Below are 13,255 nucleotides of genomic sequence, written 5' to 3'. Positions count from 1 at the left end.
GTCCGCGATAGCTTTCCGCCTGCAGAGGACTCAGCCGCCACACCCGCCCTTGCCGCAACCGCCTCCGCAACCGCCGGCTGCCGCTGCCTCCCGCGCATCCCGCGTGGTCCCGCCCTTCAGGTTGCGCATCAGCAGGGCGTATTGCAGGTCCAGTTCCTCGGGCAGCGGCAGGTAGACCACATGCCCATCGCCGGGCGCAACGCCGATGGCTTCGCCGCGGTGGTTCTCCAGCGCCTGCAGGCGGAAGGTGCGGTTGCCCGCCGGGGTCATCAGCTCGACGCTGTCGCCCACCTCGAAGCGGTTCTTCACCCGCACCTCGGCCAGGCCGTGGCGGCGCTCGCCGGTGAATTCGCCGACGAACTGCTGGCGCTCGGACAGCGAGTGTCCGTACTGGTAGTTCTGGTACTCGTCGTGCACGTGGCGGCGCAGGAAGCCTTCGGTGTAGCCGCGGTGGGCGAGGGACTCCAGGGTGTCCATCAGGCTGCGGTCGAAGGCGCGCCCGGCGACCGCGTCGTCGATAGCCTGGCGGTAGGCCTGGGCGGTGCGCGCGACGTAGTAGTGGGACTTGGTCCGGCCCTCGATCTTCAGCGAATGCACGCCCATCTGCGTTAAACGCTGCACGTGCTGGATGGCGCGCAGGTCCTTGGAGTTCATGATGTAGGTGCCGTGCTCGTCCTCGAACGCCTCCATCAGCTCGCCGGGGCGGTTGCCTTCTTCGAGCAGGACGATTTCCTTCGTCGGCGCGCCGATGCCCAGGGTGGGTTCGACGTTGCGCACCGCGTGCCCCAGTTCGTCCTCATGGGCGGCGTGGGTCTGGTATTCCCAACGACAGGCGTTGGTGCAGGTGCCCTGGTTGGGGTCGCGGCGATTGATGTAGCCCGACAGAAGGCAGCGCCCGGAATAGGCCATGCACAGCGCGCCGTGGACGAAGACTTCCAGCTCCATGCCCGGTACGCGCTCGCGAATCTCGCCAATCTCATCGAGCGACAGCTCGCGGGACAGGATCACCCGCTTGAGCCCCTGCTGGCGCCAGAACTCCACGCTGGCCCAGTTCACCGCGTTGGCCTGCACCGAGAGGTGGATATCGACGTCGGGGAAATGCTGGCGAACCAGCATGATCAGGCCGGGATCAGACATGATCAGCGCATCCGGGCCGAGGGCGATCACCGACTCGACATCCTGCAGGAAGGTTTTCAGCTTGGCGTTGTGCGGCGCGATGTTGACCACCACGTACAGGCGTTTGCCCAGGGCGTGCGCCTCCTGGATGCCGGTGGCGAGGTTGGCGTGGTCGAATTCGTTGTTGCGCACCCGCAGGCTGTAGCGCGGCTGGCCGGCGTAGACGGCTTCGGCGCCGTAGGCGAAGGCGTGGCGCAGGCTTTTCAGCGAGCCGGCGGGGCAGAGCAGTTCGGGGGAAAACGGGATGTGGGACATGACGGCGCAGCGGAGTGTGGGAAAAAGGCCGCCACTCTAGGAAATCCGCGGGCTGCGCGTGCTGAGCGAGGTCAACGGATGCGCTATCCGCTCCGCCATGCCCGTCCTGCTCTTAGTAGGATGGCGTGGAGCGAAGCGATACCCATCAATACCTCGCGCCGTCAGCATGGGTATCGCTGCGCTCCACCCATCCTACAGGGTGTTTATCCGGCGAGATCGGCGCGGCGCATCACTCCAGCCAGCGCCGCCCCTGCAGCTCCAGCAGCGTCTGCGCCTGCTCCGGCCCGTTGCTGCCGGCGGGGTAGGGGCGCGGGCTCAGGTAGTGCTCGTGCCAGCCGGTGATGATCGGGTCGATCCAGCGCCAGGCGGCTTCCACTTCGTCGCGGCGCATGAACAGCGTCGAATCGCCCTCGATTACGTCCAGCAGCAGGCGCTCGTAGGCATCCCAGCGGCGTTTATTGGCGTTGAAGGCCTGGGCCAGGTTGAGGTCCAGCTCCACCGGCTCCAGCTGCATGCCCTTGCCGGGCGCCTTGGCCATCAGCTGCACGCTGATGCGCTCCTCGGGCTGCAGTCGTATCCACAGGCGATTGGCCGCGCCGGCGCCGCTGCCGATCAGGCTGTTGGGCACCGGCTTGAACTGGATGACGATCTCCGAGCACTTCTTCGCCATGCGCTTGCCGGTGCGCAGGTAGAACGGCACGCCGGCCCAGCGCCAGTTGTCGATCTCCGCCTGAACGGCGACGAAGGTCTCGGTATCGCTGTCGTTGTCGACATTTTTCTCGAACCAGTAGGCCGGCACTTCCTGCCCGCCGATGTGCCCGGCGGTGTACTGGCCTCGCACGGTCTTGTCCTGCACGTCCTGCCCGGAAATCGGCTTGAGCGCCTGGAGGATCTTCACCTTCTCGTTGCGCACCGCCTCGGCATCGAAGCGCACCGGCGCCTCCATGGTCACCAGGCAGAGCAGTTGCAGCAGGTGGTTCTGCACCATGTCGCGCATGGCGCCGGCGTGGTCGTAGTAGCCGCCGCGGTTCTCCACGCCCAGGGTTTCGCTGACGGTGATCTGCACGTGATCGATGTGCCCGGTGCGCCACACCGGCTCGAAGAGCGTGTTGGCGAAGCGCAGCGCCATGAGGTTCTGCACCGTTTCCTTGCCCAGGTAGTGGTCGATGCGGAACACCCGCGACTCGTCGAACACCTCGCCGATGGCCTGGTTGATCGCCACCGCCGAGTCCAGCGAATGGCCCAGCGGCTTCTCCAGCACGATGCGCGCCAGCGGGCCGGCGAGGCCGGCGATCTTCAGGTTCAGCGCAATGGGCGCGAACAGGCTCGGCGCGGTGGCCAGGTAGTGCACCAGCACGCGGCCTTCGCTGCGCTTGAGAGCCTTGGCGACGCGGCCGAAGTCGGCGCTCTGGGAGGCGTCCATCGCCACGTATTCCAGGCGCTGGGCGAAGCTGCGCCAGGCCTCGGCGGAAAAATCGCTGCGCGCCACCTGGGCGCGGCAGTTGCGTTCGGCCAGGGCCAGGTAGGCGGCGTTGTCGCGCTGGCTGCGGGCGAGGGCGAAGATGCGGGTGTCCGCCGGCAGGCGATTCTCCCGGTGCAGGTGGTAGAGCGCCGGCAGCAGCTTGTGCAGCGCCAGGTCACCGCTACCGCCGAACACCAGGATGTCGCAGGAGCCGGGAAGACTAAGGCTGGCGGGCGTATTCAAGACTTATTCCCTGGGCGTGGCGAGTCGATTTGTAGTATAACTACAACAAGACTACAGAATTCTCAGACAACTATCACCGAGCCTAACCCTGTGAACCTTTTGCAGCACATTGCCCAGTCGCGTCATCTGCTCCGCAAGTCGGAGCTCAAGGTTGCCGATCACGTGATGCAGGACCCTGCATCGGTCATGCACAGCTCCATGGCGGACCTCGCCCATGGCGTCGGCGTCAGCGAGCCGACCATCGTGCGCTTCTGCCGCGCCATCGGTTGCACCGGCTTCCAGGACCTCAAGCTCAAACTGGCGCAGAGCCTCGCCGCGGGTGCCAGTTTCGGCCAGTTCTCGATCAACGAGAGCGACTCGGTGGCGGACTTCAGCCTGAAGATCTTCGACACCACCCTGCATTCACTGATGGAGGTGCGCGAGCACCTCGACACCCACGCGCTGGAGCGCGCCATCGCGGCCATCGCCCATGCCCAGCGCGTCGAGTTCTACGGTTTCGGCGCGTCCGGCGCGGTGGCGGCGGACGCCCAGCACAAGTTCTTCCGCCTGCTGCTGTCGGCGGCGGCCTACTCCGACCCGCACATGCAGGCGATGTCGGCGGTGACCCTCAAACCCTCGGACGTGGCGATCTGCATCTCCCAGTCCGGCCGCTCCAAGGACCTGCTGGTGACCGCCAACCTGGTGCGCGAGGCTGGCGCCACGCTGATCACCCTGTGCCCCAGCCAGACCCCGCTGGCGGACCTGGCCACGGTGAACCTGGCGGTGGACGTGCACGAGGACACCGATATCTACACCCCGCTGACCTCGCGGATCGCTCACCTGGTGGTGATCGACGTGCTGGCGATGGGCGTGGCCATGGCCCGCGGGCCGGACCTGGTGAATCACCTCAAGAGCGTGAAGCGCAGCCTGCGCAGCCTGCGCCTGTCGCCGAAAGTGGTGAAGAACCACGAGGAACGCCCGGAAGAAGCGTCCTAAGCACTTTGGTGTAGGAGCGAGCTTGCTCGCGAACCGCCCAGCCACCGAGTCGCCGGTTGAATCCGTTCGCGAGCAAGGACTAGGCGTCCCCCTCGGTCCTACGAAGAGCAAAGGCGCCTCGGGTTATCCAAGGCGCGCCGCCAACCGCTCGTCGCGGTCATCGGCGCTTCACCTCGGCGTCGTCAAACGGTCATCCGTCGTCAGCATGCTGGCGTCTCCAGCCCTTCGGCCTTGGGAGATGCGAGATGCCCCGCCATATCGACGACACCCAGCTCCAAGTGGACAGCAAGACCCGCCGCAAGCTTGAAGACCAGCGACGCATGCAGTTCCGCCGCGCCATCGAGGACCGCCTGGAAGCCCAGCGCCTCGCCCTGGAAACCTCCGACTACCCCGACCTGATCGCCGCCGCCTACCTCACTTCGGCGAAGGCGGGCCGGCGAAGCGTTCGGCCAGCTGGCTGATCAGCGCCCGCTCTTCACGGATGAAGGCGACGAACGCCTGAGCCACCGGGCTCAGGCGCTTGCCGCGGGCGTGCACCAGACACCAGCTGCGGTAGAGCGGCAGCTCCTCCACCGGCAGTTCGTGCAGCAGCCCGGATTGCAGTTCGCGGCTCACCGCGTGGCGCGGCAGCAGGGCCAGCCCAAGCCCTGCCAGCACCCCCTCCCGTGAACCCTCCAGCGAGGCGAATTCCAGCGTCTGCGGGAAGTGCGCGCGCTTCTGCTGGAAGTGTTCCTCGCAGGCCTTGCGCGTGCCCGAGCCGGGCTCGCGGATCAGCAGCGGGTAAGGCTCCAGGTCCTTCAGCGAAAGCTTCGCGGCGTTGCACAGCGGGTGGCCCGGCGGCGCCACGGCGACGATCGGGTTGTTCAGGAAGGGCAGGAATTCCAGCGCCATGTCCTGCGGCACCAGGGACATGATCACCAGGTCGTCGCGGTTGTCCGACAGGCGCTTGATCACCTGGGCGCGGTTGACCACCGTGAGGTTCAGGCTGACGTCCGGGTGCTGCGCGTGGAAGGCGGCGAACAGGTGCGGGGTGATGTACTTGGCGCTGGATTCCACCGCCAGGCGCAGCTGGCCCTGCAGCGAGCCCTTGAGGTCGGAGAGGTTCATGTCCAGCACTTCCAGGCGCTGGAAGATGTCGTTGGTGGCGCGCAGCAGGGCGTCGGCGGCATCGGTCTGGTAGAGCTTCTTGCCGATGTACTCGAACAGCGGCTGGCCGACCAGTTCCTCGAGCTGACGGATCTGCAGGCTGACCGCCGGCTGGGTCAGGGCCATTTCCTCCGCGGCGCGGCTGTAGGAACGGCTTTCGCACACCGCGCGGAAAACCTGCAGCTGGCGAAGGGTCATACGCATCAATGACTTACGCATAGAACTCGGCCTGATCGGGGCATTTCCCCGCAACTATAAATCATTCTTTATGGCTACCCCAATAATTATTGATTTTGGTTAATCCTCCCTCCCGCGCTAGGGTAAAAACACGCCGGAACCCGCTCCGGTCGAGAACAGCCAGCCGCCGTGATCGGCGCTGCCGATGGGTTTTTACGCCGGGGTCCACCAGGCCCGGGCCGAGGGAAAGCCGCAGTGATCAAGAAAATCCTGATCGCCAACCGTGGGGAGATCGCTGTCCGGATCGTGCGCGCCTGCGCCGAGATGGGCATCCGTTCGGTGGCCGTCTATTCCGATGCCGACCGGCACGCCCTGCACGTCAAGCGCGCCGACGAAGCCCACAGCCTGGGCGCCGATCCGCTGGCGGGTTACCTCAACCCCCGCGCCCTGGTGAACCTGGCGGTGGAAACCGGTTGCGACGCCCTGCACCCGGGCTACGGCTTCCTCTCCGAGAACGCGGAGCTCGCCGATATCTGCGCCGAGCGCGGGATCAAGTTCATCGGCCCGTCGGCGGAAGTCATCCGCCGCATGGGCGACAAGACCGAAGCGCGCCGCAGCATGATCGCCGCCGGCGTGCCCTGCACCCCCGGCACCGAAGGCAACGTCGCCGACCTCGCCGAGGCCATCTCCGAAGCCGAGCGCATCGGCTACCCGGTGATGCTCAAGGCCACTTCCGGCGGTGGCGGCCGCGGTATCCGCCGCTGCAACAGCCGCGAAGAGCTGGAGCAGAATTTCCCGCGGGTCATCTCCGAAGCCACCAAGGCCTTCGGCAGCGCGGAAGTCTTCCTCGAGAAGTGCATCGTCAACCCCAAGCACATCGAAGCCCAGGTGCTGGCCGACTCCTTCGGCAACACCGTGCACCTGTTCGAGCGCGACTGCTCGATCCAGCGCCGCAACCAGAAGCTCATCGAGATCGCCCCCAGCCCGCAGCTCACCCCCGAGCAGCGCGCCTACATCGGTGACCTCTCGGTGCGCGCGGCCAAGGCCGTGGGCTACGAGAATGCCGGCACCGTGGAGTTCCTGCTCGCCGATGGCGAGGTGTACTTCATGGAGATGAATACCCGCGTGCAGGTGGAACACACCATCACCGAGGAAATCACCGGCATCGACATCGTCCGCGAGCAGATCCGCATCGCCTCCGGCCTGCCGCTCTCGGTCAAGCAGGAAGACATCATCCACCGTGGCTTCGCCCTGCAGTTCCGGATCAACGCCGAGGACCCGAAGAACAACTTCCTGCCGTCCTTCGGCAAGATCACCCGCTACTACGCGCCCGGCGGCCCGGGCGTGCGCACCGACACGGCGATCTACACCGGCTACACCATCCCGCCGTACTACGACTCGATGTGCCTGAAGCTGGTGGTCTGGGCGCTGACCTGGGAAGAGGCGCTGGACCGCGGCCTGCGCGCACTGGACGACATGCGCGTGCAGGGCGTGAAGACCACGGCCGCCTACTACCAGGAAATCCTCAAGAACCCGGAATTCCGTAACGGCCAGTTCAACACCAGCTTCGTCGAAAGCCACCCGGAACTGACCCAGTACTCCATCAAGCGCACCCCGTCGCACCTGGCCATCGCCATCGCTACTGCCATTGCCGCCCACGCTGGCCTGTGAGGAATTCGTCCATGACCGTTTCCAAGAAAGTCACCGTCACCGATACCATCCTGCGCGACGCCCACCAGTCGCTGCTGGCGACCCGGATGCGCACCGAAGACATGCTGCCGATCTGCGACAAGCTCGACCAGGTCGGCTACTGGTCGCTGGAAGTCTGGGGCGGCGCCACCTTCGACGCCTGCGTGCGCTTCCTCAAGGAAGACCCGTGGGAGCGCCTGCGCAAGCTCAAGGCCGCGCTGCCCAACACCCGCCTGCAGATGCTCCTGCGCGGGCAGAACCTGCTGGGCTACCGCCACTACAGCGACGACGTGGTCCGCGCCTTCGTCGCCAAGGCGGCAGTCAACGGCATCGACGTGTTCCGCATCTTCGACGCGATGAACGACGTGCGTAACCTGCGCGTGTCCATCGAGGCGGTGAAGGCCGCCGGCAAGCACGCCCAGGGCACCATCGCCTACACCACCAGCCCGGTGCACACCATCGATGCCTTCGTGGCCCAGGGCAAGGCCATGGCCGACATGGGCGTGGATTCCATCGCCATCAAGGACATGGCCGGCCTGCTGACCCCCTACGCCACCGGCGAACTGGTCAAGGCGCTGAAGGAGGCGCTGCCGCTGGACGTGGTCGTGCACTCCCACGACACCGCCGGCGTCGCCAGCATGTGCCAGCTCAAGGCCGTGGAAAACGGCGCCGACCGCATCGACACGGCCATCTCCAGCATGGCCTGGGGCACCAGTCACCCGGGCACCGAATCCATGGTCGCCGCCCTGCGCGGCACCCCGTTCGACACCGGCCTGGACCTGGAGCTGCTGCAGGAAATCGGCATGTACTTCCACGCCGTGCGCAAGAAGTACCACCAGTTCGAGAGCGAGTTCACCGGCGTGGACACCCGCGTGCAGGTCAACCAGGTGCCGGGCGGGATGATTTCCAACCTGGCCAACCAGCTCAAGGAACAGGGCGCGCTGAACCGCATGCCGGAAGTGCTGGCCGAGATTCCGCGGGTTCGCGAAGACCTCGGCTTCCCGCCCCTGGTCACCCCGACCTCGCAGATCGTCGGCACCCAGGCGTTCTTCAACGTGCTCGCCGGCGAGCGCTACAAGACCATCACCAACGAGGTGAAGCTCTACCTGCAGGGTCGTTACGGCAAGGCGCCGGGCACCATCAACGAAGCGCTGCGCCGCCAGGCCATCGGCAACGAGGAAGTGATCGACGTGCGCCCGGCCGACCTGCTCAAGCCGGAGCTGAACAAGCTGCGCGAGGAGATCGGCAGCCTGGCCAAGTCCGAGGAAGACGTGCTGACCTTCGCCATGTTCCCGGACATCGGCCGCAAGTTCCTCGAGGAGCGTGCCGCCGGCACCCTGAAACCCGAAGAGCTGCTGCCGATCCCCAATGGCAAGGGCGTCGCCGCCGCCGGTGGCGAGGGCGTGCCGACCGAGTTCGTGGTGGACGTGCACGGCGAGAGCTACCGCGTGGACATCACCGGCGTCGGCGTGAAGACCGACGGCAAGCGCCACTTCTACCTGTCGGTGGATGGCATGCCCGAAGAGGTGGTCTTCGAGCCGCTCAACGAGTTCGTCGCCGGTGGCGGCAGCAAGCGCAAGCAGGCCAGCGAGCCGGGCCATGTCAGCACCACCATGCCGGGCAACATCGTCGATGTGCTGGTGAAGGAAGGCGACACTGTGAAGGCCGGCCAGGCCGTGCTGATCACCGAAGCCATGAAGATGGAGACCGAAGTGCAGGCGGGCATCGCCGGCACCGTGAAGGCCATTCACGTGGCCAAGGGCGACCGGGTCAACCCCGGTGAGATCCTGGTAGAAATTGAAGGCTGACCAAGGACAGACGGGTCTTTAAGGTTCAGTCCCCGGGGGAGCACGATGCTCCCCTTTTTTTTGCCCGCTGGATTCGCCCCGTTGCTTGATCTGCGTCGGAAATTTCCTTCAGAAAGCCATTAGCGTCGAGGCTGGGAAAACGGACCAGGGCGCGGCAATGGGAAGAGTCGTTCTGTTGTGGATGCTGCTGTGCGCCAGTGCGCAGGCATCGGAGCTGATGGAGCGGCTCGCCGCCCTGGAGCAGGACCCGGCCAGGCGCGAGCAGGCCTATGCTGCCGCCCAGGAGCGCATCCTGCTGTGCAGCAAGTGCCACGGCAAGGACGGCAACAGCACGCGCGAGCATATTCCCAACCTGGCCGGGCAGAACCCGCAGTACCTCTTCGATGCCTTCGAGCAGTACGTCGACGGCCAGCGCACCGACTTCGTGATGAACCAGGCGGCCCGGCTGCTGACCCTCAACGAGCGGGTGAACATCGCCTATTACTTCAGCCAGCAGAAGGTGCTGCCACGAACCGAAGCGGCGCCGGACAAGGCGCTGGTGGAGCGAGGCGCCCAGCGTTTCGCCAGTGTGTGCGCCACCTGCCACGGCGCCAATGCCCTGGGCCACGACGGCTTCCCGCGCATCGCCGGGCAGTCGCGGGTCTACCTGACCCACGCCTTGCAGCGCTACAGGAACAAGGACCCCAGCCGCGCGGGCTCGCCGATGCTGGCGGTGGCGGCGCTGCTCGATGAGGACGATATCGCTGCCCTGAGCGCCTACCTCAGCCAACTGCAGCCCTGACAGCAACCAGCCGCCCGGAGGCGGCTGGCTGGAGCGCTTCGCCGGCGCGCTGGGGTGCGCCGGGCAGCGGGAGGACGCTTACTGCTGCTTGTCGTCCGCCGGCTTGGCGTCGTCGGCGGCCGGCGTGGCCGGCGCTGCCGGGGTGGCAGCCTGCTCGGCGGGAGCGGCCGGTTCTGCTGCAGCTGCCGGCGCTGCCGGGGCAGCGGCCTGCTCTACCGGAGCGGCCTGTTCAGCCGGCTTGGCGGCCGGTTGGGCTTCCTGCTGGGTGGCTGCAGCGGGGGCAGCGGTCGTGGTGGTCGACTCGTCTTTCTTGTCACAGGCGGCGAGAACGGCGCAGGCGGCGAACAGGATGCAAAGCTTTTTCATGGAGTGCTCACTCATCGAGGATGGTCTGGTGCCGGTCAGCTGACCGGGGCGGCAAGCTTTGCCGCCGCCGCGCGGAGAGACCATGACCCGGGCTCCGAGATGCGGCGCGAAATTTCCGAATCTCCCGCACCCAACCTGCCTCTGAAAGTCCCGGCGGGTATCCGTCGTTTTCGCGTTTCGCCTAGGTTCGGCGGCGCGGGCGGCCGGTTGCCGTCCGCGGGCCGGGCGGGAAAGCGAGAAACCTTATATACTCTGCGGTCTTTTTACCGTTTCGATTGTGAGAACCGCCGTGAGCCAGCTGCCGCCCTGCCCCAAATGCAACTCCGAATACACCTACGAAGACGGCGCCCAGCTGGTCTGCCCCGAATGCGCCCACGAGTGGTCCGCTGACGGCTCGGGAGAGGCCGACGGCGACGCCCGCGTGATCAAGGACTCGGTCGGCAACCTGCTGCAGGACGGCGACACCGTCACCGTGATCAAGGACCTCAAGGTCAAGGGCTCGTCCCTGGTGGTGAAGGTCGGCACCAAGGTGAAGAACATACGCCTGGTGGACGGCGACCACGACATCGACTGCAAGATCGATGGCATCGGCGCAATGAAGCTGAAGTCGGAATTCGTGAAGAAGGTCTGAGCCTTCTCGCTGCCCATGAAAAAGCCCGGCCATGTGCCGGGCTTTTTCATGCTCTGCGTCCGTGAACCTGATCGCTGATGCTTCAGGCTGTGTTGCTTGCTTCTCCAGATGTGGCTGGACATCGCCACCTGTAGGAGCGGGCCATGCCCGCGATCGCGCGCATGGCGCGCTCCTGCAGGTCGAGGTCATTCTTCATGGGCCGGTCGCGAGATTGATGGGTATCGCTGCGCTCAACGCCATCCTACGGTGGAGCGATGGCTCACTCCTTGTAGTACACCACCTGGTTGCTGGTCGCCAGCAGCGCGCCGGTCTCGCTCCACAGCTGGGCGCTCTGGTCGAAGAAACCGTTGCGGAACTCCTGGGCGCGGGCGTCGCCCAGCAGGTAGCCCGCGCCGACGTCGGCCATCTGCGCGGCGTCGGTGTGGAAGTAGGTGGTGATCGACACCGTGCCCGCCGGCACCGGGGTGGCGCGGCGCAGCCAGATGCGCGGGTAGAAGATGTCGCTCATCGCGGCCAGGGAGAGGAAGTCCAGCGGCCGCTCCTGGGCGTCGCGCAGCCACAGCTGGCTGCGGCTGGTCTCGCCGCTGCCGTCCCACTGGGTCGGGAAGGCGCCGGAGACCGGGCGCATCTCGTACTGTTTCGGCCAGGCCACGCCCTTGGCGGTGGGGCTCATCGCCTCGAAGTCGGCGGGCGGGGCCACGTTCGGCAGGGGCAGGTCGGTCAGGCTCCAGGTCTCGCGGCGCAGCGCGGTGACCAGGGTGGCGGTGGTGGTGACCTGCTGCTCGCCGGCCTCATCGGCCTGGGTCAGTTGCAGCAGCCAGTGCTGGGTGGAGCGATTGGTGCGCACCGGCACGGCCTCGACGCGGAAGGCGCCGGCCACCACGGCTGCGGCGTAGTTCACCGTCAGCGACAAGGGGCTGCCCAGCAACTGCGGATGGCGCAGCGCGCCCTGCAGCAGGACCGCCGCGGTAACGCCACCGAAGGGGCCGACCATGTTCCAGTAGTCCTGGCTGGTGTGGCCCTCGTAGAGGTTGGGCTCGCCGGCCACGGGTTGCAGGGCCACGGCGCGGTCGAACGGGTGCAAGGCGGTATCGGTCATGACTCTCTCGGCGCTTTTTGTTCTCGGAAGAGGCTCTTGTAGGGGAAAGCGCCGAGGCCGGTCAAGGATACCGAGTGGTCAGGGCGTGACCTCGAACCTCAATGTGCCGATCACCTGGCCCGCTTCCGTGAGCACCTGTACCTGCCAGTCGCCGCTGGGGTCGCTGGGGAAGTTCTGCTTGTGCGTCCAGGCGCGGTAGCCGGCTTCGCGGCCGCCCTTGATGTCGAGGGCGATGCGGTCGACTTCCTGGCCGTTCAGGCGCCAGGCGTGGTAGATGCGCTCGTTCAGCCCGCGCGGCGCGTTGATCGCGGTGTAGGCGTAGAGGCCCTGGCTCTTGATCTGCGCGACGCTGACTGTCGCCAGGCTGTCGCCGGGGGTGCGCTGGGCGTTGTCGAAGCTCTCGGTCACCGCCATCTCGGTCATCCACAGGGTCGACGGCGGCACCCAGGCGCGGGCGAACCAGCCCACCGCGCCGATGGACAGGGTCAGGCCGACGAGGGCGAACCAGCGCCACCATTTGTGGATCTTCACCGTCACCGCCAGGCTGGGGAAGGACAGCAGCACGGCAATGGCCAGCGCCGCCTGGTAGCTCTGCGGGGTGCTCAGGTGGAGGATGATCGGCAGCGCGGTGAGCAGCACCGCGAACAGCGTCAGGGTGTGGTAGCCGAGGAAGGTCCAGCGCCGCACCGACAGCCATTTGTAGTAGATCGGGTCGGTGATCGCCGCCAGCCCCGCCAGCGTCAGCACGCCGGTGAACAGCGCCTGGCCGCTGTTCCAGGTGGTGGTGACGAAGAAGAACGGCAGGCAGAAGAACAGGCTTTCCTGGTGGATCAGCTGGGTTCCGTAGCGCAGCAGGCCCGGCGGCACTTCCCAGCCGAAGCGGCTCTTGAAGCGCTGGGTGAGCAGGTTCTCCAGCATCAGCCAGATCCAGCTGATCAGCATGACGATGGCCATGGCGCGGGCGAAGCCGGCGCGGTGGCGGTCCACCATGATGAAGCTGAATACCCCGGAGCAGAAACCGAACAGGGCGATGACGCGCGGGTACTTCTGCAGCAGGCCGACGACGAGAGTGATGAGGCGCTGCACGCGCTCTTTCCAGATGAGCATGGGGCGGGGAGGCATTGCGGTTGGGGGTGGGATTGTAACCCCGGATGTCGGGTTGGGGGTGGGGGAGTGACGGGAGGGCTCGGTGTTTGGGCTTTTCCCTCACCCCAGCCCTCTCCCGGGGGGAGAGGGGGCCGTTTGCAGTGTTGGCTTGATTACGGAGTCAGCCGGCTAGCGCCGAGCTTTCAGAGCCTGCCGGACAGTCCCCTCTCCCTTCAGGGAGAGGGTTAGGGAGAGGGCAACCGCCGCGCAGGAGGACGGGTTCGCGAGCAAGCTCGCTCCTACAAAAAGCCAAAAGCCAAAAGCCAAAAGCCAAAAGCCAAAAGCCAAAAGCCAAAAGCCA

Annotated in this window: 12 protein-coding genes; 6 read left to right on the top strand and 6 right to left on the bottom strand. The window is 66.3% G+C overall.

The window, feature by feature from the left end:
- Positions 1-30: 30 nt before the first annotated feature.
- Positions 31-1,431: a prephenate-dependent tRNA uridine(34) hydroxylase TrhP gene (gene trhP, locus N0B71_RS07775; RefSeq protein ID WP_259758181.1), complete on the bottom strand. Its 1,401-nt coding sequence runs from the start codon at positions 1,429-1,431 to the stop codon at positions 31-33.
- 229 nt (positions 1,432-1,660) lie between these two features.
- Positions 1,661-3,136 carry a glucose-6-phosphate dehydrogenase gene (gene zwf / locus N0B71_RS07770; RefSeq protein ID WP_259758180.1) on the bottom strand — a complete coding sequence of 492 codons (1,476 nt, stop codon included), beginning with the start codon at positions 3,134-3,136 and terminating at the stop codon, positions 1,661-1,663.
- Between the two features lie 90 nt (positions 3,137-3,226).
- On the opposite strand from zwf, the gene hexR reads away from it, so the two are divergent.
- Both hexR and N0B71_RS07760 read left to right on the top strand, forming a co-directional pair.
- Positions 3,227-4,111: a transcriptional regulator HexR gene (gene hexR, locus N0B71_RS07765; RefSeq protein ID WP_259758179.1), complete on the top strand. Its 885-nt coding sequence runs from the start codon at positions 3,227-3,229 to the stop codon at positions 4,109-4,111.
- 245 nt (positions 4,112-4,356) lie between these two features.
- Positions 4,357-4,572: a PA3496 family putative envelope integrity protein gene (locus tag N0B71_RS07760; RefSeq protein ID WP_259758178.1), complete on the top strand. Its 216-nt coding sequence runs from the start codon at positions 4,357-4,359 to the stop codon at positions 4,570-4,572.
- On the opposite strand, the gene N0B71_RS07755 is transcribed toward N0B71_RS07760, so the two are convergent.
- Positions 4,526-5,461, bottom strand: a complete 936-nt coding sequence (locus N0B71_RS07755; RefSeq protein ID WP_259758177.1) for a LysR family transcriptional regulator — start codon at positions 5,459-5,461, stop codon at positions 4,526-4,528. The two genes, N0B71_RS07760 and N0B71_RS07755, sit on opposite strands and share 47 nt — an antisense overlap.
- Before the next feature lie 228 nt (positions 5,462-5,689).
- On the opposite strand from N0B71_RS07755, the gene N0B71_RS07750 reads away from it, so the two are divergent.
- The 3 genes from N0B71_RS07750 to N0B71_RS07740 all read left to right on the top strand — a co-directional run bounded on the left by N0B71_RS07750 (position 5,690) and on the right by N0B71_RS07740 (position 9,712).
- Positions 5,690-7,105, top strand: coding sequence for an acetyl-CoA carboxylase biotin carboxylase subunit (locus N0B71_RS07750; protein ID WP_017521524.1), 1,416 nt, complete (start codon positions 5,690-5,692; stop codon positions 7,103-7,105).
- An 11-nt stretch (positions 7,106-7,116) separates the two neighbouring features.
- The gene (oadA, locus tag N0B71_RS07745; protein ID WP_259758176.1) at positions 7,117-8,931 is read left to right on the top strand and encodes a sodium-extruding oxaloacetate decarboxylase subunit alpha; all 1,815 of its coding nucleotides are present in this window, start codon (positions 7,117-7,119) and stop codon (positions 8,929-8,931) included.
- Between the two features lie 157 nt (positions 8,932-9,088).
- Entirely contained in the window at positions 9,089-9,712 is a 624-nt protein-coding gene (locus N0B71_RS07740) for a c-type cytochrome (protein WP_259758175.1), read from the top strand.
- A gap of 78 nt (positions 9,713-9,790) precedes the next feature.
- On the opposite strand, the gene N0B71_RS07735 is transcribed toward N0B71_RS07740, so the two are convergent.
- Positions 9,791-10,078, bottom strand: coding sequence for a hypothetical protein (locus N0B71_RS07735; RefSeq protein WP_259758173.1), 288 nt, complete (start codon positions 10,076-10,078; stop codon positions 9,791-9,793).
- Between the two features lie 289 nt (positions 10,079-10,367).
- On the opposite strand from N0B71_RS07735, the gene N0B71_RS07730 reads away from it, so the two are divergent.
- A complete protein-coding gene (locus N0B71_RS07730; protein WP_138213617.1) occupies positions 10,368-10,709 on the top strand; it encodes a zinc ribbon domain-containing protein YjdM in 342 nt (113 codons plus the stop codon).
- A 259-nt stretch (positions 10,710-10,968) separates the two neighbouring features.
- Here N0B71_RS07730 and N0B71_RS07725 read toward each other — a convergent pair whose 3' ends face one another.
- Together N0B71_RS07725 and N0B71_RS07720 are read right to left on the bottom strand one after the other, a co-directional pair.
- Positions 10,969-11,808 (bottom strand): acyl-CoA thioesterase, encoded by an 840-nt coding sequence (locus N0B71_RS07725; RefSeq protein WP_259758171.1) that lies wholly within the window; start codon positions 11,806-11,808, stop codon positions 10,969-10,971.
- Positions 11,809-11,886: 78 nt separating this feature from the next.
- Complete coding sequence (locus N0B71_RS07720; protein ID WP_259758170.1) at positions 11,887-12,915, bottom strand: DUF2914 domain-containing protein; 1,029 nt, start codon at positions 12,913-12,915, stop codon at positions 11,887-11,889.
- Positions 12,916-13,255: the final 340 nt, after the last annotated feature.

This window comes from Pseudomonas sp. GCEP-101 (assembly GCF_025133575.1).
Lineage (GTDB): Bacteria > Pseudomonadota > Gammaproteobacteria > Pseudomonadales > Pseudomonadaceae > Pseudomonas > Pseudomonas nitroreducens_B.
This window is presented reverse-complemented; position numbering and strand designations above follow the sequence as displayed.

Coding starts and splice junctions, on each gene's coding strand:
- trhP (WP_259758181.1), bottom strand. CDS start 1,431: ATGTCCCACATCCCGTTTTCCCCCGAACTGCTCTGCCCCGCCGGCTCG.
- N0B71_RS07760 (WP_259758178.1), top strand. CDS start 4,357: ATGCCCCGCCATATCGACGACACCCAGCTCCAAGTGGACAGCAAGACC.
- N0B71_RS07755 (WP_259758177.1), bottom strand. CDS start 5,461: ATGCGTATGACCCTTCGCCAGCTGCAGGTTTTCCGCGCGGTGTGCGAA.
- oadA (WP_259758176.1), top strand. CDS start 7,117: ATGACCGTTTCCAAGAAAGTCACCGTCACCGATACCATCCTGCGCGAC.
- N0B71_RS07740 (WP_259758175.1), top strand. CDS start 9,089: ATGGGAAGAGTCGTTCTGTTGTGGATGCTGCTGTGCGCCAGTGCGCAG.
- N0B71_RS07735 (WP_259758173.1), bottom strand. CDS start 10,078: ATGAAAAAGCTTTGCATCCTGTTCGCCGCCTGCGCCGTTCTCGCCGCC.
- N0B71_RS07725 (WP_259758171.1), bottom strand. CDS start 11,808: ATGACCGATACCGCCTTGCACCCGTTCGACCGCGCCGTGGCCCTGCAA.
- N0B71_RS07720 (WP_259758170.1), bottom strand. CDS start 12,915: ATGCTCATCTGGAAAGAGCGCGTGCAGCGCCTCATCACTCTCGTCGTC.